This is a genomic window from Kitasatospora sp. Root107 (genome assembly GCF_001424875.1).
GTDB lineage: Bacteria > Actinomycetota > Actinomycetes > Streptomycetales > Streptomycetaceae > Kitasatospora.
Genome location: NZ_LMCT01000009.1, coordinates 24,961 through 50,615 on the forward strand (window position 1 = coordinate 24,961; position 25,655 = coordinate 50,615).

Genomic DNA, 25,655 nt, shown 5'->3' on the forward strand with positions numbered 1-25,655 from the left:
GTCAGCCGGTGGCGACGCCGGGGGCCCAGTAGCCGAAGCCGGAGACCGGGGGCTCCTGCCGGGGGCTCGGGAACGCCTCGGCGGGTGCGGTCCAGAAGCCCTCGCGGAGCGAGAGCGCCATGCCGGCCCAGTCCAGTGCGGTCTCCACGGTGTGCCGAAGCGCCTCCTGCGACCAGGTGTCGTCGAAGACCAGCGGCAGGACGGGGGCGACCTGCTCGATGGTGGCGATCAGCGGGTTGTGGGTGATCGCCTCGTCCACCAGCAGCACTATCGGCTTGCGCAGCGAGGAGGCCCAGCCCAGCTCCAGTGCGACGCCGGCCGAGAGCGGCGCCCCGACGTAGGCGAACACCAGGTCGGCGGTCTGCAGCGCCCGGTAGTCGGAGGGCACCCGCGGCTCCGGCGCGCGGCCGCTCACCGTCCAGGCGTCGCTGTGGTGCGCGCTGTAGACGGCGGCGCCGCTCTTCAGCAGCGTGGACCGCAGGGTGGTCAGCCTGGTCCGGCTGGCCAGCGTCACCACGCTGTCGGCCGGTCCGGTCAGCCGCATGAGCGGCGCGGCCAGGAATACCCGAGCGCGCCGACCCTCGGGGGTCTGGACGGCGCGATTGCGCAGGTAGGGCTCACTCATGACGACTCCGGGGGACAGCCGACCGGGTAGTGGTTGGTGCCGGCAGGCGTTTGGATAGTTGCTGCTCAACTAAGGCTGTTGGCTTCCGATAGACGAAATGATTGACTGTTCATTGGCAAGATCAGGGATCCCACAGTGCCTATCGAGAGCGAACTGATCGTCCATCGACCGGCGCGGTGGCGTCCAGCTTTCTGCCCTGTCATGTGGATGACTGGCAGGGAGATGACGCACTGACACGGGCCGGGTGGATGACACCGCTCGGCGGGTGCGGCATCATGTGGACGTTAGTCCTATTAGTTCAGCTTGTGAATCTGCTGAAAGGGGTGGGTCTGTGTCTCGTATGTATCGACTTGTCCGCAAGGTTGTACTGCCGGTTGTCGCCACGGCGGCAGTGCTGGTCGGTGGCTTCTTCGCAGCGGGAGGCATGCAGGAGGGGCCTGCTGACGTGCAGACTTCGGCTGTGGTGATGCTGTCTTCTGAAGACTTCAACTGGACCTGAGCGGACCGTTGGCGGGATGGGGTGGCACCCGGACGTGGGGACTGGTCCTCGGGGCGTGTTGAACGCCCGGAGGTGCCGGCAGTGCCATCTCCAGGGCTACTGAGGGTTTCCCGGGTGCTCCTGTGAAGCGCGGGCGAGGACATATCCGAGCTGAAACAGGGAGTCGACGTTGTAGTCCTCCCGCATCTCGGCGATGTGGCGGGCCAGCGTTCTTTCACTGATTCCGAGTCGTCGCGCGATGACCCGATGATTGGTGCCGTCGAGCAGGAGATCGATGATCGTTCGCCGGAGCCGGGAAACCACCTGCTGCGGGACCGTCCGGTCGCCGTCGAAGCCAAGGGCTCGGCTCCAGTTGCGCTCGAACACCTCTTCGGCGAGATAGTTGATGACAGCCTGGTCGCTGACGAATGCGGCCAGGCTCATGTCGTCCGCCACCGGGATGACGGCGAGCCGTCGGTCGATGACCAGGAGCCGGGTGTACGGCTCGTCCAGTGTCCTGAACTGCCAGCCGGCCTCCGCCAGCGTCGCCACGTAGTCCCTGGTGGGCTGGTGGTAACGGGTGCTGGCGTGATAGATCGTCCGCATTGCGGCACCGCTGCGCAGCGTCTCCAGGTCCCGGGTGATGCTGGCGGCCAGCACCTCGGGCGGCCGTGGCCCGCCGGGCTGCATGGCGAGGCCCTCCTCGAGCCCTGCCCCCATGGCCTGTTGGAGGCGCTGGTTAATCAGCGCTTTGCCCCGGACGTATTCGATTGTTCCGCCGGTCTGCATCGGCGTGTGGAATTCCTCGGCGAGGTCATGCAGATCGTTGGGCAGTGATATCGCCCGGGCCAGCAGATCGAGTGCTTGGCGTTGCCAGGTGGAACTCAGACTGGCGGACAACTGCGCCGGGTCGACGGCAACGAGGGATTTCTGGTCGTCGGTATCCGGAACCAGAAGACCGATGCCGATCAGTTCATTCAGCGCGTCATCCCGGGTCGGGTCGGCCGCTGCGCCGACCAGCCGTCCGTTCGCCTCGAGTGCGGACAAGTAGAGGGCCTTGGCCGCGGCCGAGAGGGCGCGTGACGCACCCGTCGGCGGACTTGGCTGCTCTCGCCCACTCATCCCTGGCTCCTTGTTGTCGATTGGACAAGCAGTCCACACGACTCAAACTCTGCTGACCATGGATCTTAAGCTGCTGTTGGGGGATGCTACTTCGAATCCGATCGTAGAGCCGGGAGCCCGGTCCTCGCTCAGCACTCTCTCATTACAGGTAAGCCGCCGGCACCCCCCGGACAGGGGGAGCCGACGGCTTGCCGACGGAGCGGGATCAGCGCCTGGGGCGCCAGACCACCAGCGCGCTGGACTGCTGCACCTGCTGGTAGGGCACCAGGTCCCGCCGGTACGAGGCGTGCACCGCCGCCTCCCGCTGCTGGAGCGCCGAGGCGGCGCCCTCCAGGGAGTCGGCGAGCTCGCCGATCCGGGACTGCAGGGCGGCGACCTGGTTCTCCAGCTCGATGATCCGCTTGATGCCGGCCAGGTTGATGCCCTCGTCCTGGGAGAGCCGCTGGACCTCGCGGAGCTGCTGGATGTCGCGGGCGGAGTAGCGGCGGCCGCGGCCGGCCGTGCGGTCGGGGCAGACCAGGCCGAGGCGGTCGTACTGGCGGAGGGTCTGCGGGTGCAGGCCGGAGAGCTCGGCGGCGACCGAGATCACGTACACCGGGGTGTCCTCGGTCAGCACGTAGTGGGTCGCGGCCGGGCGGGAGCGGCCCAGGCCGGGGCCGCCGGGGAGGCCCTCGCCGAGGCCGGGCCCCGGGCCGATGGGGGTGTCGGGGGTCATCGGGTCATCACGCTCCCTCTGCCGCCTTGAAGAGGGCGGCTCGCGGGTCGTCGGAGGCGGTGGCCTCGCGGTACTGCTCCAGGGCCTCCAGGGCTTCGCCCTCGAGGTGCTTGGGGACCATGACCTCCACGGTGACCAGCAGGTCGCCGCGGGTGCCGTCGGTGCGGGTGGCGCCCTTGCCGCGGGCCCGCATGGTCAGGCCGTTGGCACTCCCGGCCGGGAGCTTGAGCTTGACCGAAGGTCCGTTCAGCGTCGGCACCTCGATGGTGCCGCCCAACGCGGCTTCGGGGAAGGTGATCGGCACGGTGACGGTCAGATTGTCGGCCTTCCGGCCGAACACCGGGTGGGTGTCGACGTGCACGGTGACGTAGAGGTCACCGGGCTGGCCGCCGCGCTCGCCCTGCGCGCCCTTGCCCTTGAGCCTGATCCGCTGCCCGTCCTGGACCCCGGCCGGGATCCGGACCTGCATGGTGCGGGCCGAGGAGGCCCGGCCGCTGCCGTGGCAGACCGTGCAGGGGTCGTCGACCAGCATGCCGCGGCCCTTGCAGTCCCGGCAGGGCTCGGAGAGCGCGAAGGCGCCCTGGCCCCGGCTGACCGTGCCGGCCCCGACACAGGTCGGACAGACCCGGGGGGTGGTGCCGGCCTTGGCACCGGTGCCCGAGCAGACCCGGCAGGCGGCCTGACTGGTCATCCGGAGCGGGACGGTGGCGCCGTCCACCGCCTCCTCGAAGGCGAGTGTCACCTCGGTCTCGACGTCGGCGCCCCGGCGCGGCTGCGGCTGCCGGCCGCCCCGATTGAACAGGCCGCCGAAGATGTCGCCGACCCCGCCGCCGCCCTGCGGGCTGTTGCCGAACAGGTCACCGAAGTCGAAGCTGCCGCCCTGCGGGCCGCCGGCCCGGTAGCCGCCGTTGCCGAACAGGCTGCGGGCCTCGTCGTACTCCTTGCGGCGCTTGTCGTCCGACAGGACGTCGTACGCCTCGGAGATGTCCTTGAACCGGTCCTCCGCCTTGACGTCACCCTTGTTGGCGTCGGGGTGGAACTCGCGGGCGAGCTTCCGGTAGGTCTTCTTGATCTCGGCGGTGGTGGCGTCCTTGGGCACACCGAGGACCTTGTAGTAGTCCTTCTCCACGTAGTCCTTCGCGCTCATGGCTGCTGCCACCTCCCGGCGTTGTTCGATGTCGTGTGTTCGGACACGGCGCTGCGGAGCCGCCCGTCGTCCAGGACGACGGACGACTCCGCAGCGCTCGTTCGGTCAGCTCTCCGAGGCACCGTCGGCCTTGTCGGAGTCCGACGAGTCGGCATCCGGCGCGGCAGTGCTCTGGGTACCCGGCTGGGGCTCCGCCACGGCGACCATCGCCGGACGGATGATCCGCTCGCCGATCCGGTAGCCCGGCTGGAGGATCTGCACACAGGTGTCCTCGGTGACGTCCGAGGAGTAGCTGTGCATCAGCGCCTCGTGCAGCGTCGGGTCGAAGGGCTCGCCCTCCTTGCCGAACTGCTGCAGGCCCAGCTTGGCGACCACGGTCTCCAGGTTGTCGGAGACCGACTTGAAGCCACCGGTGACCTCGCCGTGCTCGCGGGCCCGGCCGATGTCGTCCAGCACCGGGATCAGGGCCTCCAGGATGTTGGAGACCGCGATCTCGCGGACCGTCAGACGATCCCGCTCGACCCGCTTGCGGTAGTTCTGGTACTCGGCCTGGAGCCGCTGCAGGTCACCCGTACGCTCGGTCAACTCCCGCTTGGCAGCGGAGAGTTCATCGGCACCGGCGCCCGCGACAGCCTCCTCGGCGGCCTTCAGCACGGCTTCCTCGGCGGCGGAGTCGTCGCCGGGCTCGCCGCCCTGCGGCTTCTCCGTCATGCGGCACCACCCTTGGGCTTCTCGTCGTCGACGATCTCGGCGTCGACCACGTCGTCGTCCTTGGCGGCACCGGCGGCGTCACCGGCCGGGGCGGCACCCGCGGCGTCGTTCTGCGCGTACAGCGCGGCGCCGAGCTTCTGGGCGGTGGTGGACACCTTCTCGGTGGCCTCGCGGATCGCCGCGATGTCCTCGCCCTTCAGCTTCTCCTTGAGCTCGCCGATGGCGGTCTCGACCTCGGTCTTGACGTCCTCGGGCAGCTTCTCGGTGTTGTCCGCGATGAACTTCTCGGTCGAGTAGACCAGCTGCTCGCCCTGGTTGCGGGTCTCCACGGCCTCGCGGCGCTCGTGGTCCTCGGCCGCGTACTGCTCGGCCTCGCGCATCATCCGCTCGATGTCGTCCTTCGGCAGCGCGGAGCCGCCGGTGACGGTCATCCGCTGCTCCTTGCCGGTGCCGAGGTCCTTGGCGCCGACGTGCATGATGCCGTTCGCGTCGATGTCGAAGGTGACCTCGATCTGGGGCAGGCCACGCGGGGCCGGCGGCAGACCGGTCAGCTCGAACATGCCGAGCTTCTTGTTGTACGCCGCGATCTCGCGCTCGCCCTGGTAGACCTGGATCTGCACGGACGGCTGGTTGTCCTCGGCCGTGGTGAAGATCTCGGAGCGCTTGGTCGGGATCGTGGTGTTGCGCTCGATCAGCTTGGTCATGATGCCGCCCTTGGTCTCGATACCCAGGGACAGCGGGGTGACGTCGAGCAGCAGGACGTCCTTGACCTCACCCTTCAGCACACCGGCCTGCAGCGCGGCGCCGATGGCGACGACCTCGTCCGGGTTGACGCCCTTGTTGGCGTCCTGACCGCCGGTCAGCTCCTTGACGAGCTCCGCGACGGCGGGCATCCGGGTGGAGCCACCGACCAGGACCACGTGGTCGATCTCGGACAGCGCGATGCCGGCGTCCTTGATGACGTTGTGGAACGGGGTCTTGCAGCGCTCCAGCAGGTCGGCGGTCAGCTGCTGGAACTGAGCCCGGGTGAGCTTCTCGTCCAGGTGCAGCGGGCCCTCGGCCGAGGCGGTGATGTAGGGCAGGTTGATCGAGGTCTCGGAGGACGAGGACAGCTCGATCTTCGCCTTCTCCGAGGCCTCGCGCAGGCGCTGGAGCGCCATCTTGTCCTTGGAGAGGTCCACGCCGTGACCGGACTGGAAGACCTTGACCAGGTGGTCGACGACCTTCTGGTCCCAGTCGTCGCCACCGAGGTGGTTGTCACCGTTGGTGGCCTTCACCTCGACGACGCCGTCACCGATCTCCAGCAGCGAGACGTCGAAGGTGCCACCGCCGAGGTCGAAGACCAGGATGGTCTGGTCGTCCTTGTCGAGGCCGTAGGCCAGCGCGGCCGCGGTCGGCTCGTTGACGATGCGCAGGACGTTGAGGCCCGCGATCTCACCGGCCTCCTTGGTCGCCTGGCGCTCCGAGTCGGAGAAGTACGCCGGGACGGTGATGACCGCGTCGGTCACCGTCTCGCCCAGGTACGCCTCGGCGTCGCGCTTCAGCTTCTGCAGGATGAAGGCGCTGATCTGCTGGGGGTTGAAGTCCTTGCCGTCCAGGTTGATCTTCCAACCCGTGCCCATGTGGCGCTTCACCGAGCGGATCGTGCGATCCACGTTGGTGACCGCCTGGCGCTTGGCGACCTCGCCGACCAGGATCTCGCCGTTCTTGGCGAAGGCGACGACGGACGGCGTGGTCCGGGCGCCCTCGGCGTTGGTGATGACGGTGGGCTCACCGCCTTCGAGAACGCTGACGACCGAGTTCGTCGTGCCGAGGTCGATGCCGACCGCGCGTGCCATCGTTGGTACCTCCATGAAGAAGTTGAGCTTTACAGGCTCAAGGATGCATGACTCGGTCGTGTGCGTCAACAGCCATGAGTCAGGGCGGCTCAACTTTACTGCGCGCTTATCCGCAGGGCTGGGCCGGACGGGTGAGTATGCCCTTAGTGACTGCCGCCATACCTTGAGCATCTTCTGAACCGGTGTTAACGCGCGGTAGTCTCCGGCGCGTCAGCTCTCAAAGTTACTGATGAGTACACTCAGGGGAGCCCGCTACACCCAGCCGCTGGAGACGGAGAGCCGATGCAGCTAGCAGCGATCGTCATCTCGCTGGTCACCACTGTGATCGGCACCGCGCTCGCCGCCCGCGCGGCCGCGTACATCTATCGGGTGGTGATGACCGGTGCGCCGGACACCACCCGCACCGGTAACCCGGTGCAGAGGACGAAGACGGTCGCCGTCGAGTTCCTCGGCCACACCCGGATGAACAAGTGGGGGGTGGTCGGCGTCGCGCACTGGTTCGTCGCGGTCGGCTTCTTCACCCTGGTCTCCACCCTGGTGACCGCGTTCGGCCAGCTCTTCGACGCCGAGTGGGTCATCCCGGTGATCGGCCACTGGCTGCCGTTCGAGATCTTCACCGAGCTGGTCGGCACGCTGACCACGCTGGGCATCGCCACCCTGATCGTGATCCGCCTGCTCAGCCTGCCGGGCCGGGCCGGGCGGAAGTCGCGGTTCGCCGGGTCGATCGCCTGGCAGGCCTTCTACGTCGAGTACACGATCCTCGGCATCGGCATCTGCATCATGATCCTGCGCGGCCTGGAGGGCGCCCTGGCGGGCGTCGAGAGCTACGAGGCGGCGTACCTGGTCTCCTACCCGCTGGTGGTGGCCTTCCGGGGCCTCTCGCACAGCACCCTGGAGAACCTGATCTACCTGGTCGCGATGCTGAAGATCTGCATCTCGTTCGCCTGGGCGGCCACCATCGGCATCAACCCCTCGATGGGTGTGGCCTGGCACCGCTTCCTGGCGTTCTTCAACATCTACTTCAAGCGCGAGGAGGACGGCGACGTCGCCCTCGGCGCGCTCCGTCCGATGACCAGCGGCGGGCAGCCGATCGACTTCGAGGACCCGGCCGAGGACGCCACCTTCGGTGTCTCCCAGGTCGAGCACTTCGCCTGGAAGGGCATCCTCGACTTCTCCACCTGCACCGAGTGCGGCCGCTGCCAGTCGCAGTGCCCGGCCTGGAACACCGGCAAGCCGCTCTCCCCGAAGCTGCTGATCATGAGCCTCCGGGAGCACGCCTTCGCCAAGGCGCCGTACCTGCTGGCCGGTGGCGGCAAGGACGCCGAGGGCAACGAGATCGCCACGCCCGAGCAGCTGGCCAACGTGCCGGCCGCCGCGCTGGCCGAGGCCGAGCGCCCGCTGGTCGGCACCGCCGAGGAGAACGGGGTCATCGACCCCGACGTGCTCTGGTCCTGCACCACCTGCGGCGCCTGCGTCGAGCAGTGCCCGGTGGACATCGAGCACATCGACCACATCGTCGACATGCGCCGCTACCAGGTGATGATCGAGAGCTCCTTCCCGACCGAGGCCGGGACGATGCTCAAGAACCTGGAGAACAAGGGCAACCCGTGGGGCATGGCCACCAAGGCCCGGCTCGACTGGGTCAAGGAGCTCAAGAAGGAGACCGGCATCGAGGTGCCGGTGATCGGTGAGGACATCGACCCGGCCGAGGTCGAGTACCTCTACTGGGTCGGCTGCGCCGGGGCCCTGGAGGACCGGGCCAAGAAGACCACCAAGGCCTTCGCCGAGCTGCTGCACACCGCGGGCGTGAAGTTCGCCATCCTCGGCAAGGAGGAGACCTGCTCCGGCGACTCCCCGCGCCGCCTGGGCAACGAGTTCCTGTTCCAGATGCTCGGCGCGCAGAACGTCGAGACCCTGAACGCCGCGCTGGAGGACGCCCCGACCAAGCGGATCGTGGCCACCTGCCCGCACTGCTTCAACACCATCGCCAACGAGTACCCGCAGCTCGGCGGGCACTTCGAGGTGATCCACCACACCCAGCTGCTGCAGCACCTGATCGACGAGGGCAAGCTGCTCCCGGTCAACCCGGTCGAGGGTCTGATCACCTATCACGACCCCTGCTACCTGGGCCGCCACAACAAGGTCTACAGCCCGCCGCGCGAGATCATGGACAAGGTCCCCGGTCTGCGCCAGCAGGAGATGCACCGGCACAAGGAGCGCGGTTTCTGCTGCGGTGCCGGTGGTGCGCGGATGTGGATGGAGGAGCGGATCGGCAAGCGGATCAACACCGAGCGGGTGGACGAGGCGCTGTCGCTCAACCCGGACATCGTCTCCACCGCCTGCCCGTTCTGCCTGGTGATGCTCTCCGACTCGGTGAACGGCAAGAAGAACGAGGGCGCGGCCAAGGAGCACCTCAAGGTGGTCGACGTGGCCCAGCTGCTGCTCGACTCCGTGAAGGCGCTGCCGGCCGAACCGGAGCCGGTCGAGGCCTGACCGTCCGTCAAGCCCGGCCCCGGCCACCTGTGATGGGGTGACCGGGGCCGGGCCCGTTCAGGCACCAGAGCGGTGCGTCGGTACGTGTCGCAACCCCGCTGGAACAGGGCGGCTTTGGAAGCAAATACAGTAGGCGGCGGGCCCGTGTCGTGCGGGCCCGCAAGGCAGGACAGGTAAGTCGCCCCGGAACGGCCGGTGACGGCATTGGGGCAAGGGGAGAGGCGCGGACCATGACCGAGGCGATCATGCTGGTCGGTGGCAAGGGCACGAGGCTGCGCCCGTTGACCACCCACACCCCGAAGCCGATGCTGCCGGTGGCCGGTGTCCCGTTCATCGCGCACCAGCTGGCCAGGGCCGCCGCTGCCGGGGTGACCCGGGTGGTGCTGGCCACCTCCTACCTGGCCGAGGTCTTCGAGGACCACTTCCAGGACGGCAGCCCGTACGGCATCGAGCTGGTCTACCTGACCGAGGAAGTGCCGCTGGGCACCGGCGGTGCGATCCGCAACGCCGCCTCCGGCCTGACCTGCGGCCCGGACGAGCCGGTGCTGGTCTTCAACGGCGACATCCTCTCCGGCCTCGACATCGCCTCGCTCCGGGACGGCCACGTCGCCGCCGGGGCGGACGTCACGCTGCACCTGACCCGGGTCGAGGACCCGCGCGCCTTCGGCCTGGTGCCGACCGACGCGCACGGGCGGGTGCTGGAGTTCCTGGAGAAGCCGGAGACTCCCGAGCAGATCGTCACCGACCAGATCAACGCCGGCTGCTACGTGTTCACCCGCTCGGTGATCGACCGCATCCCGGCCGGCCGCGAGGTCTCGGTCGAGCGCGAGACCTTCCCCGAACTGCTGGAGACCGGCGCGCTGGTCCGCGGCGTGGTCGACACCTCGTACTGGCTCGACCTCGGCACCCCCGGCGCCTTCGTCCGCGGCTCGGCCGACCTGGTGCTCGGCCTGGTCGACTCCCCGGCGGTGCCGGGACCGACCGGCGAGGCGCTGCTGCTGCCGGGCGCCACGGTGGACCCGGCCGCCGTGCTCAGCTCCGGCACCGTGGTCTCCGAGGACGCGGTGGTCGAGGCCGGCGCGATCGTCGAGGGCAGCGTGATCCTGCCCGGCGCGGTGATCGGCCCGGACGCGTACGTGAAGGACTCGATCGTCGGCGCGTTCGCCACCGTGGGGGCGCGCAGCTCGCTGGACGGCGCGGTGATCGGCGACGGCGCCACCGTCGAGTCCGACAACGAACTGCCCAGCGGCATCCGGATCGCCTGCGGCGTCCTGCTCCCGGTCGGTGCCGTCCGCACCACCGCGGGCCCGGGCGGCTGCCCGGCCGGGGAGACCTCGGCGGCTCTCGTGCACGCCCGCTCGGTCGCCGCGCGCTGAGCTCGTCGTGACCCGGTCCGTGACGGGGTCACAGCACTGCTGCAATCCCGCGCCGAAGCCATGATCAACCGACGCCGGGTCAGCTCGAACGGGTACCTTCGACTCGTGGCTGGCAACGGATACGACAACGGCGAGGGCGCCGCCGACCCCCGACGGGGGTGGGCAGCGGCGCCCGGTGGGCAGGACGCGCAGCAGTACCCCGGGGGCGGGCCGGTGGGGGAGCCGGAGTACTTCACCGCACCCCACCCGGGCTACGACCCCGGGGCACCGGGCGCTCCTGGTGGGTACGACCCCGACCAGCCCGGGCACACCCGGGCCTTCACGGTCGAGGACGAGCAGTACTACTCCAGCACCCCCGAGTACCCCGGTGGGCAGGACAACGTCGCGGTGTACCGGGCCGGCGGCCAGTCCACCCCGCACCAGGGCGGCCCCCGGCTGCCCTGGAAGGAGCTGCTGACCGGCATCTACCGGGCCCCGTCCGCCACCTTCGACCGGATGCGAGATCACCAGGTCTGGCTGCCCGCGCTCACCGTCTCGCTGGCCTACGGCGTGCTCGCGGTGCTCGGCATCGGCCTGACCAAGGACGAGGTGGTCAACTCCACCTTCACCGTCGCGCTGACCGCGATCGCCGGTGCGGCGGTCGGCTTCACACTGGCCGGGGCGATGCTCGGTGCGGTCACCCACGGCCTGGCCCGCCAGCTCGGCGGCGACGGCCCCTGGCAGTCCACCGTCGGCCTGGCCGTCATCATCGGCTGGACCAGCGACGTCCCCCGGCTGCTGCTGGCCCTCTTCCTGCCCGCCGACAACATCGTGGTCCAGGTGCTCGGCTGGGCCACCTGGCTGATCTGCGCCGTGCTGCTGACCACCATGGTGCGCCGGGTGCACGACCTGCCCTGGGGCAAGGCGGCCGGCGCCGCCGCCCTGCAACTGCTCGCCCTGCTGGTGCTGATCAAGCTCCCCACGCTCGGCTGAACCATCTCTTCGTACGGAGCTCCCGCATGACCACCCTCCCCACCACCCACGTCAGCTTCCCCGCCGGGGCGGTGACCGGCGAGTCGCCCGTACTCGCCGTCCACCCGCTCGCCGACGGCCGGTACGCGGTGGTCACCGAGGCGACCCCGTTCCACCCGCTCGACCACACCTGGCCCGACCAGCCCGCCGACCTCGGCACCCTCACCGTGGACTCCGTCGCGCACCCGGTGGTCGACTGCCTGACCGGTGCGTACGGCCCGGCCGGGGAGTTCCAGGTCGGCGCCGACATCCCGGTCCGGCGGGGCGACGAGGAGTGGTCCTGGCTGGTGCTGCACGTGCTGGCCGCCGATCCGGGCGCGGTGGTCGGCCGGACCGCCGCGCTGGCCGTGGACGCCGAGCGCCGGTCGCTGCTCTCCGCCGCGCACAGCGGCTGCCACCTGCTCGCGCTGGCCCTGAACGCCGCGCTCGCGCCGCGCTGGCGCAAGGACCCGGGCCGCTCCGACGCCTTCGGCAGCCCCGACTTCGACAGCCTGGCGATGGCCTCCTCGGTGATGGACACCGAGGCCAGCACCGACACCTACCGGCTCGGCAAGTCGCTCCGCAAGAAGGGCTTCACCGCCGAGGCCACCGAGGAGTACCCGGCCCTGGCCGACGCCCTCCCCGCCCTCACCGAGGCCGTCAACGCCCAGCTCGCCGCCTGGGTCGCCGCCGACGCCCCGGTCCGGATCGAGGTGCCGGGCCCCGAGCTCACCGCCCGCCGGCAGTGGCACTGCGAACTCCCGGCCGGCTCCGCCGCCATCGCCTGCGGCGGCACCCACCTGCACCACCTCGGCGAACTGGCCGAGCTCCGCACCGAGTTGACCCTCTCCGAGGACGGCAGCGAGCTGGTCGCGGTGACCCGCCCGAAGCGGGCCTGACGCAAGCTGCTCTGAACATGCGAAGGGGGCCGGTCCGCCGGACCGGCCCCCTTCTTATCTTTTATCGCTCGTTACACGTCCGAGCGGTGGAAGTTCAGGTGCGAGCGCGAAGCCGTCGGGCCGCGCTGGCCCATGTACCGCGAGCCGTACCGCTCCGAGCCGTACGGGAACTCGGCCGGCGAGGACAGTCGGAACAGGCAGAGCTGACCGATCTTCATCCCCGGGTACAGCTTGATCGGCAGCGTCGCCACGTTCGACAGCTCCAGCGTGACGTGACCGCTGAACCCCGGGTCGATGAACCCCGCCGTCGAGTGCGTCAGCAGACCCAGCCGCCCCAGGCTCGACTTCCCCTCCAGCCGCGAGGCGATGTCGTCCGGCAGCGTGACCGTCTCGTAGGTCGACGCCAGCACGAACTCACCCGGGTGCAGGATGAACGCCTCGTCACCCTCCGGCTCGACCAGCCGGGTCAGGTCCGACTGCTCCTGCGACGGGTCGATGAACGGGTACCGGTGGTTCTCGAACACCCGGAAGAAACGGTCCAGCCGGACGTCGATACTCGACGGCTGAACCATCGCAGGGTCGAACGGGTCGATCATGACCCGGCCCTTGTCGATCTCGCTTCGAATGTCCTTGTCAGAGAGCAGCACGCCCCCGAGGGTACGTGCATGACCATGCCCCGGACGAATCCCGTCCGGGGCATGGTCGCGGTTCATCCGCTGCTCAGGCCAGGAACTCCGCCGCCTCCAGCCGCAGCGCCCGCGACAACTGCGCCCCGGACAGCTCACTCAGATCCGCCGGCACCGAGCTCCGGAGCCGCCCGCACTGCGGACACCGGATCAACCGCCCCGGCCCCAGCCGCGCCGCCCCGAGAGTCTGCATCGGAAACGTCGAAGTACTGAACAGGTGTCCCTCGGCACAACGGACGACGGTACGCTGCTCCATCACGATCCCCTTCCCAAACCTGATGACGCCACCACGCCCCAGGGGCCACAAACACCCTGAGCCAGCGTCACATTAGGGGATCTACCGGACATTCGCCGCCCCAACTCGCCGCCCCTCACCACCCCGGCCCAGGTCAACCTGTGGATGGGGTAGAGTGTCAGACGATCGAGCAGTCACTGACGGCTCGTCAGCGCGGGCGTAGTTTAATGGTAGAACATGAGCTTCCCAAGCTTATAGCGCGAGTTCGATTCTCGTCGCCCGCTCCACGGTAAAGCCCCAGGCCAGCGGCCTGGGGCTTTCTTGTTGTCCGGGCCGGCCGGGCGTTGCTCGGCGTACGCAAAGACACTCCACCGCCGCTCGTACGGCACTAGCCTCGACGGCAGGCGCACCAGCGGTGGGGTGGAAGGGCGGGCAGTGGCCGAGCAGGAGCACGGGTTGCCGGGGCGAGACGACGGCCATGGCGGCGGCGCCGCTGCACAAGGGGACGATTCGGGTGCCGCACCGGTCACGGCTCGCCTGCACGAACGTGCGGAGGAGACCCGTTCGGCGACCGAGGCGATCAACTCCCTCTGCGGGGCGGCCGGCGCCGAGGGCACGGAGATCGGTGGACTGCTGCTCTACGTCGGACGGGCCGGCCTCGGTAAGACTGCCGTGCTCACCGAGGTGCGTCGGTTGGCGAAGCGGGAGGACTGCACGGTGCTCTTCGCCCGTGGCGGCGAGCAGCAGCGCAACGAGCCCTTCCACGTGGTGCGTCAGTTGCTGCAGCCGGTGGTGGCGGGGCTGGCCGAGGAGGAGCAGCGGCAGGTCTTCGGGCGGTGGTTCGACATTGTCGGGCCCGCCGTGGGACTGCTTCCGCCGACTGGCCAGCTCGACCCGCAGGGTGTCCGGGACGGCCTCGATTTCGTGCTCACCCAGATCGTCCGGCAGCGGGCACCGTTGGCTGTGATCGTCGATGACCTGCACTGGGCAGACCTGGAGTCGCTCCGGTGGCTGGCGGCCTTCGCGGTCCGCGCGCGGGAGTTGCCGGTGCTCCTGGTCTTCGCGTGCCGCGACGAATTCCCCGACGAGGCTCTGGGGTTCCACCGGAGCATCGTCGGCCGGGCCGACCGGCGCCACGAGTTGCACCCGCTTCAGCCGGCCTCGGTCGCGAGCCTGGTCCGCGCCTCACTGGGAGACGCGGCGGAGGAGGGCTTCTGCCGCCATGTGTGGGCGGTCACCGGAGGCAACCCGTACGAGACTGCCGCCCTGCTGCGCGAAGTTCACGACCAGCACCTCGACCCGGTCGAGGAGAACTCCGGTCAACTGCGTGAACTCGCTGCCGAGGCACGGGGGATGACGCTCAGGCACTGGCTGGACAAGCTGGGCCCGAGCACCCTGCGGTTTGCCTGGGCGGCGTCGATGCTCGGCACCCACATCCAACCGGAACTGGCGGCCGGCATCTGCGCCCAGGGCCCGGGTGCGGCTGCGGAGTCCGTCAGGGAACTGCGCAGGCACCGGGTGCTGACCAGTGCCTCGGACGGTCGGCTGGAGTTCGTCCACCCGCTGATCGCGACCTCGGTCTACCAGTCCATGCCGGCCGGCACCCGGACCGGCATGCACGGTGTCGCCGCAGCGGAGATCGAGAACGCCGGCCTGGGCCTGCTGGCCGCCTCCCGGCACCTGCTGGAGACCCTTCCGGACGGTGACGACGAGACGGTGCGCAAGCTGCGGGCGGCAGCCGCCGAGCATCTGGCCATCGGTGCGCCCGAAGCGGCGCAGCGGTGCCTGCAACGGGCGATGAGTGAGCCGCCGGACGAGGAGGACCGGGGCCAGGTGCTCTACGAACTCGGCTGCTCGGCCCTGCTCACCAATCCGCTCACCACGGTGAACCAACTGCGGCTGGCTCTCAAAGAGCCCCACGGGCTGAGCCCGGACCTCCGGGTGGACGCGACGTTCCGGCTCGCCCAGGCGCTGGCCCACAGCAATCAGCTGGGCCAGGCCGCCAGGGTGTGTGCCGAGGAGGCGGCCCGCACGGCGCCCGGAAGCGGCCGACTGCGGCTCGAGGTCGCGCACTTCATGTTCGCGGCCTTCCAGGCGGAGGACGACGACGGCCCGGGCCGCTCCCGCCGGCTGGAGGAGTTCGGCCGGGGGCTCACCGGGGGCAGCAGTCCGAGCAGTGCCGTGTCGGTACTGCGCTGCTGGGACCTCACCCTGCGAGGTGTGGACTGCACCGAGGCGATCGCCTTGGCGGAGTCGGCCCTTGAGGATGGCAGGCTTCCGCGGGATCTCGGCTGGACGAACACGACCTGGGGCTTCGAGCTGCCGGGCGTCCTCGGTATCTCCTATCTGTACGCCGACCGGATCGACCGCGCGGAGGCGCTGTTCAGCGACGCGATCTGGGCGTACGAAGTGGCCGGGTGGAGCGGCGGCCACCTGGGGTTCGCGTACTTCCTGATGGGGCTGCTCCGGTTCCGGTGCGGCAGGCTCGTCGAGGCGGAGGACTTCCTGCGTCGCGCCCTGCGGACAGCCGAGCGGATCGCCCCGGGCATCCCGTTGCAGTGGTTCGCCGTCGGCGTGCTGGCTGACACCCTGCTTGCGCGCGGTAAGACCGACGAGGCCTGGGAACTCACGAAGAAGTACTCGTTCGGCCCGCCCTACCCGACGGTGATGGTGCTGCCCGACGCCCCGACGCTCTACGGCAGGCTGCTGCTGGCCCAGGGCGACAGCGCGGCCGCAGCCGCAGCTCTGGAAACGGCCGGAGCCACCCTGGACGCGCGGGGCTGGCGCAACACGGTGTGGGCGCCCTGGGTCGGACACCTGGCGCTGGCGGTCGCCGACCAGGAGCCGGACCGGGCTCGGCGACTGGCGGAGGAGGCCGTGCGCCGCGCCGAGGAGTTCGGTGCGGACTCGGCGGTCGGCAGTGCCCTGCGGCTGTGCGCGGCAGTCCATGACGGGCCGCGCGCCGTGACGATGCTTCAGGAGGCCGTACGGCGTCTGGAACGGTCCCCGGCGGGCTATGAGCACGCCCTCGCCCTGGTCGACCTCGGAGTGGCGCTCGTCGAGGCCGGGCGGACCGTTGAAGCGGACAGGTTTCTGAACCTCGGACTGGAGCTGGCTGCGGGCTGTGGAGCCGAGGGCTTGGCGGACCGGGCCCGCACTGCCTGCTCCGCGCTCCGACCACCCGAATGAGTCTCAGCGGGTGGTGGCGACGGATTCGATGACTCCGTGCCAGGTCCGGCGGTAGCCCTCGCGGAGTGGGCCGCCGACGAGGTCGAGGATGGCCGAGGCGGTCTCGATCAGGGGTGTGGGGTTCCTCGTCGCGGACAGGTGGGCGTGGGCTTCGAGCAGGGTGGTGCCGCGTTCGGGGTCTGCCTCCAGCAGGCGTCGGGGCAGCCATTTGCCGCTGCCCGTCCAGGCCCGGTGGTGGTCGCACAGCAGGTCGGCTGCGGTGTTGAGGACGAATCCGGCGATGGCCAGGCGCTCGAAGACGTCGGTCGCGTCGTGCAGGTCGTCGAGGGCGTCGGTGAGCCCGTAGCGCTTGGTCTCCACGGTGTCGGGGTCGAGTGCGGCTGGGCCTTGGCGGAGGTCCGTCTCTGCCAGGGCCCGGGCCCGCCCGGCTTCCCCGTCCGTGTCGACCAGGACCAGCCCGGTGGCGTACATGCTCTGCATGACCGCGCGGCGGGTGGCGAGATCCACCGCGAAGAGGTCGCGAAGACCGGCCCGGGTGTGGACGAAGAGCTCCACGACCCGCCCCTCGAAGCGGAGCGTCTCCCGGTACGTCTCACCGCCGCCGGGGATCAGGACCGCGATGTCCAGGTCACTGCCGGCAGTTGCCCGCCCGGAGACCGTGGATCCCGCCAGGACCACGGCGAGAGCGCCGGGGAAGCGGTCGCGGACGAGACGCCGGGCTTGGTCGATCGGATCATGAGGCATCCGTCCACGCTGCCACAGATCCCTTCTGGTCGTCACACCACCCGGCTTTCCTCCGCCCGGCAGGGGGGACAACCCCCCTCAACGGCCGGGGGAGGATCGGATGTTGGGGCGGATCGGCAGTCCGTAGCGTTCTCTGCATGACGACGAACCAGAACATTCAGTGGATGCAGCAGGGTGGCGCGGCGATGGTCCTGGCGACCGGGCTGCCGGCGAACCTGGCGGAGATGCTCTCCTCGGAGCGGGCGGAGAGCCTCCGTGACCCGCACCTGCGGTGGTTGCAGCAGGGTGGTGCGGCGATGGTCCTGGCGACCGGGCTGCCGGCGAACCTGGCGGAGACGCTCACCCGGTCGGAAGGGTCGAGCTCCTCGGCCGGACGGTAACTCGCGTCATGGCAGGCAGAGTTCGGCGTACCCGGCTGGAGCCGGCCGGGGCGGTGGGTGACCAGCAGACCCCACCGCCCCCGCCGGTCAGAGCTCGAGCGCGCTGATGTCGAGCCGTCCGAGACGGTCGGGGTCGACGATCACGTCGATCGCCACGGCCCGGCCCTCGACGACCGTGAAGGCCATCACGGAGACCAGCTTGCCGTTGATCACGACCGCCGCCCCGGCCGCACCGTTGATCAGGGCAGGGAGGGCGAACGGGGCCAGCTTGGCGAAGGTGACGGCCTGCGAGGCGACCGTCTCGGCGCCGTGCAGGACGACGTTCTGGCGGGCCCGGAGCGTGCCGCCGTCGGAGCGGAGCACCACGTCGGGGTGCAGAACGGCGACCAGGGCGTCGAACTCCCCGTCCCGGGAGGCGGCGAAGAAGGCGTCGACCACCAGGCGTTGACGGCTCAGGTCGGGGTCGGGGGCCGGTGCCCGGTCCTGCACCTTGCGGCGGGCGCGGCTGGCCAACTGCCGTACGGCGGCCGTGGACTTGTCGAGCATCGGGGCGATCTCGTCGAAGGGCACGGCGAACATGTCGTGCAGCACGAACGCGATCCGCTCGTCCGGGCCGAGCGATTCGAGCACCACCAGGAGCGCCAGCCCGACCGAGTCGGCGAGCAGGACCTCCTGCTCGGGGTCGATGCCGCGCTGGTTGCTGATGATCGGATCGGGGATCCGCAACTCCAGCGGGTCCTCGCGGCGTTGTTCGCGGGAGCGCAGCATGTTCAGGCAGACCCGGGCCACCACCGTGGTCAGCCAGCCGCCGAGGTTCTCGACGTCGCTGGTGTCGGTGCGGTTGAGGCGTAGCCAGCCTTCCTGCACCGCGTCGTCGGCCTCGCTGAGCGAACCGAGCATCCGGTAGGCCACCGCGCGCAGATGCGGCCGGTGCTCCTCGAATCGCGCTATCAGCTCCATGCTCTCGTTCACCGTGTCACATCCCCTCCGCGCGGCGGCGCACCCGCCGGCCTTCGACTGTTCTACCTGGTGATCGCCGACAGGGTGCTCGATTTCTGCGGTCCGGTGGCCGAAGAGTTCAGTGCTGCTCCGCATCGGTGCGGGGCGGGACGGAGCAGCTCCCGTCGGCGCAGTCGTCCCCGTAGTCCTCGTAGTCGTCGAGCTCGGAGCCCGGAGCGGGCTGTCCGGCGCCGACGGCCGATCGGTACCGGCTGGCCGCGAAGGCGGCGGCCCGGGCCAGCGGCAGGCCGGCCGGGGTGCCCAGGCGGCCGGCCAGCGACCGGTGATCGGCCAGTGCCCACAGACAGGTGACGAAGGCGTGCGCCCCGCGCCAGACCTCGCCGGTGTCGGCGACCACGGTGATCTCGCCGAGGCTCGCGTCGTGGTCCAGTTCGGGGAACCGTCGCCTGGCCTCCGGGCCCGCCACCTCGACGAACTCCAGCGGGACCAGCTGCCGCTGCCCGCGCAGCCAGTGGGTGAGCCTGCGGCAGAGCCCGCAGTGCGGATCGTGCAGCACGGTGAGTCGGCGGACGGGAGGTGCGGCCGGTGTCGTCATGGTGACGGTGTCTCAGGCCTGGGCCGGCTGCGGGGTCCAGCCCTGCGGAGCGACCGGCGGGCGCGGCGGAATGCTGTCCGCGCTACTGCCCCGGCGACGGATCCGGTTGAGCACGTACACGTTGCCCAGGTGCATCCAGCCGATCGCGAGCAGGACCGAGCCGAGCTTGACCGAGAGGGTGTTGAAGACCCCCTGGAGGTCGGTGACCTGCTCGCTGGTCCGCATCCAGAGCACCACGAAGCCCAGGTTGATCAGGTAGAAGCCGACCACCAGCAGGTGGTTCACGGCATCGGCCAGCTTCTCGTCGCCGGGGAAGACGGTGGTCAGGAACAACCGGCCGTTGCGGCTCAGGGTGCGGGCCACCCAGATGGTGACGCCGACGGCGATCGGCAGGTAGACGGCATAGCTGACGACGGTGTAGTCCATCGGAGGAACTCCGTTTCGAACGTGTTCAAAACATGACGGGACTGACAGTAGCCCCTCTTTTGAACGTGTTCAAGTACGCCTCGGGTGGCCGGATTGCGTTGCTGAGCGGGGTGACCGGCTGTCGCGTTGGTCTCAAGGGCTGGAAAGGGCGAACGCAATCGGGCGGCGGGCCTGCCCGGGCGGCGGTGGGCGCGATAGGCTTTGACCTGTCTGGTCTAGACCACAGCGCGATTCAGATCCGCGACTCAGAACGGTGGAGCCATGGAAATCGTCATCGTCCCCGATGCCGCCGCCGGCGGCGAGCTCATCGCCTCGGCGATGGCCGAGTTGGTGACGCGCAAGCCCGACGCGCTGCTCGGGGTGGCAACCGGCTCGACGCCGCTGCCGATCTACCAGGCGCTGGCCGCCAAGGTGCGCAGCGGGGCGCTCGACGTCTCGCGGGCCCGAGTCTGCCAGTTGGACGAGTACGTCGGCCTGCCGACCGGGCACCCGGAGTCGTACCGCTCGGTGGTGCTGCGCGAGGTGATCGAGCCGCTCGGCCTGACCGAGGCGTCCTTCTTCGGCCCGGACGGTGCGGCCGAGGACGTCGCCGCCGAGGCGATCGCGTACGACCGGGCGCTGGCCGCCGCCGGTGGCGTCGACCTGCAGCTGCTCGGGATCGGCACCGACGGGCACATCGGCTTCAACGAGCCGTGCTCCTCGCTCGCCTCGCGGACCCGGATCAAGACGCTGACCCAGCAGACCCGGGTCGACAACGCGCGCTTCTTCGACAGCCTGGACCAGGTCCCGCACCACGTCATCACCCAAGGCATCGGCACCATCCTGGAGGCCCGCCACCTGGTGCTGCTGGCCACCGGTGAGGCCAAGGCCGACGCCGTCGCCGCCACGGTCGAGGGCCCGCTCTCCGCGCTGGTCCCGGCCTCGGCCCTGCAGCTGCACCCGCACGCCACCGTGGTGGTGGACGAGGCGGCCGCGTCCGGTCTGAAGCTGGCCGACTACTTCCGCGCGACCTACGCGGCGAAGCCGGCCTGGCAGTCGATCTGACCCGGCTGTAGGACGGAACGAGCCGCAGACCCCCGGGGGCCTGCGGCTCGTTCCGTTGTCGGCCCGCACTCGGCTTCCCCCACGGAGCGGGGCGGGCACCTTTCGACAGCTCCGACCCTAGGCGCGGGCGGTTCGTGTCCGCCCGGTTCCTGACGGCCTCCTGACGGTGGCCGCCGCGATCCTGACGCCCCGTTGACGGCTACCGCGTCAGGGTGCGCCCGTCGCGGACCACGACCTCGCGGTCGGCGTACGCGGCGACCCTGGCCTCGTGGGTGACCAGCACCACCGCCGCGCCGGACTCCCGGGCGGCGGCCCGGAGCAGCCGGAGCACCCGTTCGCCGTTCAGCGAGTCCAGCGCGCCGGTCGGCTCGTCGGCGAAGACCACCTGCGGGCCGGTCACCAGGGCCCGGGCCAGCGCTACCCGTTGGCCCTCGCCGCCGGAGACGTCGGACGGCCGGCGGCCGGCCGAGCCGGAGACCTCCAGCCGCTCCAGCCACTCCCGGGCCAGCTGCTCGGCGGGCCGGCGGCGCAGCCCGTTCAGCCGGAGCGGCAGCGCCACGTTCTCCAGGCAGGTCAACTCCGGTACCAGCTGGCCGAACTGGAACAGGAAGCCGAAATCGCTGCGGCGCAGCGCGCTGCGCCCGGCGTCGGTGAGCTCGGACAGTCGGCTGCCCTGGTAGGTCACGCTGCCCGCGTCCGGTTCGACGATCCCGGCCAGGCAGTGCAGCAGGGTGGACTTGCCGGAGCCTGAGGCGCCCATCACGGCGACCAGTTCGCCCGCCTCGATGCTCAGCGAGGCGTCGTGCAGTGCGGTGGTGGCACCGAACGCCTTCGCCAGGCCGGTGCCGCTGAGCAGCGCGGTCGCCGACGGGGTCGGCTGCGGGGCGAGGGCCGGAGCGGTCACCGGGCGACCTGTCCGCGCAGCTCGTCCAGCCGGGCCGCCGTCAGCTCCAGCCAGCGCAGGTCCGCCTCCAGGTGGAACAGTGCGTGGTCGCAGATCAGCTGGTCCGCGAGGTCGCCGCCGTCCTTGCGCCGGGTCAGCGCGCGCATCTGCCGCAGGTGCTCGGTCCGTTGCAGGTCGAGCACCTCCGCCGCCGGACGGTCGGTCAGCAGCGCCAGCACCACCTTGGCGTACAGGGTGTTCTGCAGGTACGGCTCCGGGCTCTCGGGCCGGGCCAGCCACTCGCCGACGTCGGTCACCCCGGCCTCGGTGATCGCGTACCGCTTCCGCTCGGGACCGTCCCCCGGCTCGATGCCCTCGACCTCGACCAGTCCGCTCTTCAGCAGCCGGGACAGCGTCGAGTAGACCTGCCCGTAGTGCAGCGACCGGGTGCGGCCGAACTGCTCGTCGTAGGCGCGCTTCAGGTCGTAGCCGTGGCGCGGCTGGGACTCCAGGAGGCCGAGGAGGATCTGACCGAGTGACATGAACGGCACTCTACCCAGGGTGTATAGCCGACGTTCATAGCTGAGCCCACCGGGCGGCCGGATCGGGGAACGGACCCCGCCCGGCGACGGCGGCAGGCTACGGTGGGGCCGAAGAGCCGGTCGGACCAGGGGGAGTGGCGTGCTCGATCCGCTGTCGATGTCGGCGGTCACCGTGGCGCTGGGCGCCGTCGGTGCCTCGATGGCCAACGAGGCGGGCAGGTGGGCCTGGGAGTCCGTCGGCGGGCTGACCAGGCGGGCGTTCGGGCGGGAGGTGCCGGCGCCGACCGGGGCGGCCGAGCGCGAGCTGCTGGCCGGACGGCTGACGGCGCGGGCCGCGATCGACCCGGCCTTCGCGCTGGAGCTGTCGGCCTGGCTGAACGGCAACGCCGGGGCCGGTGCGTACCGTCCGGTGGTTCCGATGGCGCTGCCCGCCTCGGTGCGGTTCTTCACCGACCGCAGGGAGCCGCTGAAGCAGCTCGACCAGGAGGCGGACCGGAAGGCCGACGGGCGGCCGCGGATCGCCGTGCTGCACGGTCCTGAGGGCATCGGCACCAGCGCGCTCGCGGTGCACTGGGGCGCCCGGGAGGTGCGGCGCTTCCCCGACGGGCAGCTCTATCTCGACCTGCGCGGCGGCGCGTTGGGCACCAGCCCGACCCCGACCGCGCTGCTGCGCCGACTGCTGCTGGACCTCGGGATGCCCGCGGACAGCATCCCGCTCGGGCTCGACGACCGGCTGACCGCCTACCGGACGGCGCTGGCCGCCCGGCGCCTGCTGCTGGTGCTCGACCACGCCCAGTCGGCGGCCCAGGTGCTGCCGTTGGTGACCTCGGCGCCCGGGGTGTTCACCGTGGTGGTGGCCCGCCGTCCGCTGACCGGGCTGGACGCCGTCGGCGTACCGGTCGGGCCGCTGAGCGGGAAGGACGCCACCCGGCTGCTCACCGAACTGGCGGGCCGTCAGGCGGTCGGAGCGGCGAAGGCGACGCTGCCCGCCGTGCTGGCCCGCTGCGCCGGCTCGCCGTTCGCGCTGCGGGCGGCCGCGCCGTACCTGGCCACGGTGCCCGCACCCCGGGTCGGTGAGGCGGACGCGGCCCAGGTGGCGGTGGAGGACGCGTACGGGCGGCTGTCACCGGAGGCAGCCCGGCTGTACCGGCTCTGCGGGCTCCGTCCGTGGGCCGCGATCGGACCCGAACTCGCCGGAGCCATCAGCGGGTTCACCAATTCTGACGAGCTGCTCGCCGAGCTGGCCGAGCAGCGGCTGCTGGAGCCCCAGCGCGACGGGCGGTACCGGTACCGCCCGATGGTGCGCGCCCATGCCGAGCAGGCCGCCGTCCGGCAGGACGGCCTGGCGGCCGGGATGGCGGCGGTCCGCCGGGGCGTGGAGTCGCTGCTGCACTTCGCCGTCCGGGCGGACTACGCGGCGCTGCCGCACCGGTGGCAGCTCGGCCCGCTGTACCGGGAGCTGGGGCCTGGGGAGTACGAGAGCCCGGGTGCCGCGCTGGCCGCACTCGGCGGGGAGCTGGGGAATCTGCTGGAGGCGGTCCGGGCCGCCGAGGAGTGCGAGCTGTACGACCTGGTCTGCCAGTTGGTCGAGGCGCTGTGGGCCCTGCAGCTCAAGGCGGCCGGCCACGACCTGCTGCTGCCCGCGCTGCGGGCGGGCGTCCGGTCGGTCGAGAAGTACGCTCCCGGGACCGACCTGGCCGGCCGGATGCACACCCAACTCTCGTTCGCCCTGGTCGAGTCGAAGAAGTACGACGAGGCCGAGACCGAGCTGATGGCCGCCGCCGAGGCGGACCGGCAGGCCGGGCACCTGCGTGGGCAGGCCACCGCCGTCGAGTCGCTCGGGCTGATGCGGCTGCGCCAGTGGCGGTTCACCGAGGCGTACGGCTGTTTCGAGGAGGCCGACCGACTGCTCGGCGGGATCGCCGAGGGCGAGCGCGGTCACGCCGACGTGCCCCGGGCCCGGGCGCTGCTCCGGCGGCACCGGGGGCGGGCACTGGTGAGTGAACCCGCGCGTGCGGTCGAGCAGTTGGAGCTCGCGCTGGCCTGGTTCCGGGAGCACGGCGACGACTACAACACCGCCCGGACGCTGACCAACCTGGCCGAGGCCCGGCTGGCCCAGGGCCGCCCGGCGGAGGCGGCCGTGGTGATCGAGGAGGCGCTGGTGCTGCTCGGCCGGGAGAACGCCGCGCTGCACCTGCCGTTCCTGCACGCGCTGCGCGAGCGGGCTAACGGCTGAGCTCGGTGACCCGGACGCGGTGGGTGGTGCTGCCGGTCCGGACGGTCAGCCGCGCGGGGGTGGGCCGGGCCAACAGGGCGGAGGCCCAGGCGGCCGGGTCGGCGCCGCCGCCTTCGGTCGTCAACTCGACCAGCAGGCCGTTGCGGTGGCGGGCCACGCAAGTGTGCGGGCCGGTCACGTACGCGGCCAGCGAGCAGCCGGGGAAGCGGTCGAGGATCTCGGCGGCCCAGTCGGCGGGCGGGCCGAGCCTGGGGTCGTCCGGGGCGCCGTACCGGTAGATCAGGTCGGCCAGGTCGAGCACCTCCCGGTCCAGGGTGTCTTCGTGCACCGCGAGGTGGCCCTCGCCCGGGCCGTCCGGCTCGTACTCGGGGGAGACCACCCGGTGCAGCTCGACCACGCCGTGCCTGAGCACCCGGGTGCAGACCCGCAACGGGGCGGTGCGCAACGGCGGTTGGTACGGCGGCAGGGGCAGCCGGTCCAGCCGGGCGGGTGCGGTCGGCTCCGGCAGGTCCATCAGGCGGTAGCAGAGCGCACGGAGCAGCCCGGCGGAGCGGCCGGGATCGGAGCTGGTGAGCGCGGCCGGGCCGGGGAACGGCCGGTGCTCGGTCAGCAGTCGGTCCAGCTGCGGCAGCAGGGCGGTGTAGGGGTCCAACTGCGGTGCCTTGCGGACGAAGTCGGCCACCGGGCTGTCGGGGCCGAGGGTGTCCAGTGAGGCCGCGCCGAGCAGGACGGGAGTGCCGAGGGCGGCGGCGTAGTAGCTGACCGAACCGAAGTCGCCGAGCACCGCGTCGGCGGCGAGCAGGGCCTGTCGCCAGTCGTGCACCGGGTCGATCAGGGTCAGCCCGGCCCGCTGCGCCGCGTCCAGCCAGAGCCGGATCTGACCGGGGCCGTGGCCGTGCCAGATGTTGGGGTGCAGGACGGCGGCCACCCGGTACTCGTCGGCCGGGAGTTCGGCGCGCAGCCGGGGCAGCAGCAGCGGGAGCACGTCCACCGGGCCGCCGTCGCCGAACAGCGAGCTCGGGTTCCAGGTGGAGTTGAGCAGCAGCAACTGCTGGCCGGGGTGGACGCCGAGGGTGCGGCGGAAGCGTTCGCGGAGCGGGCGTTCGCTCAGCAGCCGGTCGTAGCAGGGGTCACCGGCGAGCACCGCCGTCGCGGCAGCCGGCGGGCAGGCGGCCCGGAGGCGTTCGACCTGCTCGGGATGGGAGAGCACCATCGCGTCCACGAACGGGACACCGTCGGAGTCCAGCAGCAGCGCCGGGTCGAAGCCGAACACGAACGGCTGGCTGGCTGGCTGGCTGGCTGGCTGGCTGGCTGGCTGGCTGGCTGGCTGGCTGGCTGGCT

21 protein-coding genes, 1 tRNA gene and 1 pseudogene are annotated in these 25,655 nt (G+C 70.9%); 9 read left to right on the forward strand and 14 right to left on the reverse strand.

The annotated features are described in order from the left end of the window. Position 1: 1 nt before the first annotated feature. From ASC99_RS09380 to dnaK, 6 genes are all read right to left on the reverse strand, one after another. Positions 2 to 625: a hypothetical protein gene (locus ASC99_RS09380; RefSeq protein ID WP_057230222.1), complete on the reverse strand. Its 624-nt coding sequence runs from the start codon at positions 623 to 625 to the stop codon at positions 2 to 4. Between the two features lie 595 nt (positions 626 to 1,220). Further along, on the reverse strand, positions 1,221 to 2,225 hold the full coding sequence (locus ASC99_RS09385; RefSeq protein WP_057230223.1) for a helix-turn-helix domain-containing protein: 1,005 nt from the start codon (positions 2,223 to 2,225) through the stop codon (positions 1,221 to 1,223). Positions 2,226 to 2,430: 205 nt separating this feature from the next. Then, positions 2,431 to 2,940, reverse strand: coding sequence for a heat shock protein transcriptional repressor HspR (locus tag ASC99_RS09390; RefSeq protein ID WP_235502922.1), 510 nt, complete (start codon positions 2,938 to 2,940; stop codon positions 2,431 to 2,433). A 7-nt stretch (positions 2,941 to 2,947) separates the two neighbouring features. Next, positions 2,948 to 4,087, reverse strand: coding sequence for a molecular chaperone DnaJ (gene dnaJ, locus ASC99_RS09395; RefSeq protein ID WP_057230224.1), 1,140 nt, complete (start codon positions 4,085 to 4,087; stop codon positions 2,948 to 2,950). A 105-nt stretch (positions 4,088 to 4,192) separates the two neighbouring features. Next, a complete protein-coding gene (gene grpE / locus ASC99_RS09400) occupies positions 4,193 to 4,798 on the reverse strand; it encodes a nucleotide exchange factor GrpE (protein ID WP_057230225.1) in 606 nt (201 codons plus the stop codon). Next, positions 4,795 to 6,636, reverse strand: a complete 1,842-nt coding sequence (gene dnaK, locus ASC99_RS09405) for a molecular chaperone DnaK (protein WP_057230226.1) — start codon at positions 6,634 to 6,636, stop codon at positions 4,795 to 4,797. Before dnaK ends, grpE begins: the two co-directional genes overlap by 4 nt. A 282-nt stretch (positions 6,637 to 6,918) precedes the next feature. Here dnaK and ASC99_RS09410 point away from each other — a divergent pair, with 282 nt between their 5' ends. The 4 genes and pseudogenes from ASC99_RS09410 (at position 6,919) to ASC99_RS09425 (ending at position 12,394) form a co-directional block, all read left to right on the forward strand. After that, entirely contained in the window at positions 6,919 to 9,129 is a 2,211-nt protein-coding gene (locus tag ASC99_RS09410; RefSeq protein ID WP_057230227.1) for a (Fe-S)-binding protein, read from the forward strand. 230 nt (positions 9,130 to 9,359) lie between these two features. Beyond that, a pseudogene (locus tag ASC99_RS09415) lies at positions 9,360 to 10,424 on the forward strand (sugar phosphate nucleotidyltransferase); the annotation flags it as partial. 186 nt (positions 10,425 to 10,610) lie between these two features. Then, positions 10,611 to 11,477 (forward strand): Yip1 family protein, encoded by an 867-nt coding sequence (locus ASC99_RS09420; RefSeq protein ID WP_162257866.1) that lies wholly within the window; start codon positions 10,611 to 10,613, stop codon positions 11,475 to 11,477. A 26-nt stretch (positions 11,478 to 11,503) separates the two neighbouring features. Then, complete coding sequence (locus ASC99_RS09425; protein WP_057230230.1) at positions 11,504 to 12,394, forward strand: hypothetical protein; 891 nt, start codon at positions 11,504 to 11,506, stop codon at positions 12,392 to 12,394. A gap of 71 nt (positions 12,395 to 12,465) precedes the next feature. Here ASC99_RS09425 and dcd read toward each other — a convergent pair whose 3' ends face one another. Continuing rightward, a complete protein-coding gene (gene dcd, locus ASC99_RS09430) occupies positions 12,466 to 13,041 on the reverse strand; it encodes a dCTP deaminase (protein ID WP_057230231.1) in 576 nt (191 codons plus the stop codon). Between the two features lie 487 nt (positions 13,042 to 13,528). Here dcd and ASC99_RS09440 point away from each other — a divergent pair. Together ASC99_RS09440 and ASC99_RS09445 are read left to right on the forward strand one after the other, a co-directional pair. Next, positions 13,529 to 13,602: transfer RNA gene (locus ASC99_RS09440), tRNA-Gly, on the forward strand. 250 nt (positions 13,603 to 13,852) lie between these two features. After that, positions 13,853 to 16,504 carry an AAA family ATPase gene (locus ASC99_RS09445; RefSeq protein ID WP_057230277.1) on the forward strand — a complete coding sequence of 884 codons (2,652 nt, stop codon included), beginning with the start codon at positions 13,853 to 13,855 and terminating at the stop codon, positions 16,502 to 16,504. A 3-nt stretch (positions 16,505 to 16,507) separates the two neighbouring features. Here ASC99_RS09445 and ASC99_RS09450 read toward each other — a convergent pair whose 3' ends face one another. Further along, positions 16,508 to 17,248, reverse strand: a complete 741-nt coding sequence (locus ASC99_RS09450; RefSeq protein ID WP_057230232.1) for a nucleotidyltransferase domain-containing protein — start codon at positions 17,246 to 17,248, stop codon at positions 16,508 to 16,510. A 137-nt stretch (positions 17,249 to 17,385) separates the two neighbouring features. Between ASC99_RS09450 and ASC99_RS09455 the strand changes: the two genes are divergently transcribed. Next, positions 17,386 to 17,628, forward strand: a complete 243-nt coding sequence (locus ASC99_RS09455; protein WP_057230233.1) for a hypothetical protein — start codon at positions 17,386 to 17,388, stop codon at positions 17,626 to 17,628. Positions 17,629 to 17,715: 87 nt separating this feature from the next. On the opposite strand, the gene sigJ is transcribed toward ASC99_RS09455, so the two are convergent. From sigJ to ASC99_RS09470, 3 genes are all read right to left on the reverse strand, one after another. Further along, complete coding sequence (gene sigJ, locus ASC99_RS09460; RefSeq protein ID WP_369824389.1) at positions 17,716 to 18,600, reverse strand: RNA polymerase sigma factor SigJ; 885 nt, start codon at positions 18,598 to 18,600, stop codon at positions 17,716 to 17,718. 106 nt (positions 18,601 to 18,706) lie between these two features. Beyond that, positions 18,707 to 19,183 (reverse strand): thiol-disulfide oxidoreductase DCC family protein, encoded by a 477-nt coding sequence (locus ASC99_RS09465; RefSeq protein WP_063857041.1) that lies wholly within the window; start codon positions 19,181 to 19,183, stop codon positions 18,707 to 18,709. A 12-nt stretch (positions 19,184 to 19,195) separates the two neighbouring features. Beyond that, the gene (locus ASC99_RS09470) at positions 19,196 to 19,609 is read right to left on the reverse strand and encodes a hypothetical protein (protein WP_057230234.1); all 414 of its coding nucleotides are present in this window, start codon (positions 19,607 to 19,609) and stop codon (positions 19,196 to 19,198) included. A gap of 261 nt (positions 19,610 to 19,870) precedes the next feature. Between ASC99_RS09470 and nagB the strand changes: the two genes are divergently transcribed. Next, positions 19,871 to 20,653: a glucosamine-6-phosphate deaminase gene (gene nagB, locus ASC99_RS09475; RefSeq protein ID WP_057230235.1), complete on the forward strand. Its 783-nt coding sequence runs from the start codon at positions 19,871 to 19,873 to the stop codon at positions 20,651 to 20,653. A gap of 199 nt (positions 20,654 to 20,852) precedes the next feature. Here the strand turns inward: nagB and ASC99_RS09480 are convergent, their stop codons facing one another. Beyond that, entirely contained in the window at positions 20,853 to 21,557 is a 705-nt protein-coding gene (locus ASC99_RS09480) for an ABC transporter ATP-binding protein (RefSeq protein ID WP_057230236.1), read from the reverse strand. After that, positions 21,554 to 22,078: a PadR family transcriptional regulator gene (locus tag ASC99_RS09485; RefSeq protein WP_057230237.1), complete on the reverse strand. Its 525-nt coding sequence runs from the start codon at positions 22,076 to 22,078 to the stop codon at positions 21,554 to 21,556. The genes ASC99_RS09480 and ASC99_RS09485 overlap by 4 nt, the downstream gene beginning before the upstream one ends. A gap of 139 nt (positions 22,079 to 22,217) precedes the next feature. Here ASC99_RS09485 and ASC99_RS09490 point away from each other — a divergent pair, with 139 nt between their 5' ends. After that, positions 22,218 to 24,314: a hypothetical protein gene (locus ASC99_RS09490; protein ID WP_063857042.1), complete on the forward strand. Its 2,097-nt coding sequence runs from the start codon at positions 22,218 to 22,220 to the stop codon at positions 24,312 to 24,314. On the opposite strand, the gene ASC99_RS39680 is transcribed toward ASC99_RS09490, so the two are convergent. Next, positions 24,304 to 25,587: a hypothetical protein gene (locus ASC99_RS39680; RefSeq protein WP_235583022.1), complete on the reverse strand. Its 1,284-nt coding sequence runs from the start codon at positions 25,585 to 25,587 to the stop codon at positions 24,304 to 24,306. The two genes, ASC99_RS09490 and ASC99_RS39680, sit on opposite strands and share 11 nt — an antisense overlap. Positions 25,588 to 25,655 lie beyond the last annotated feature (68 nt).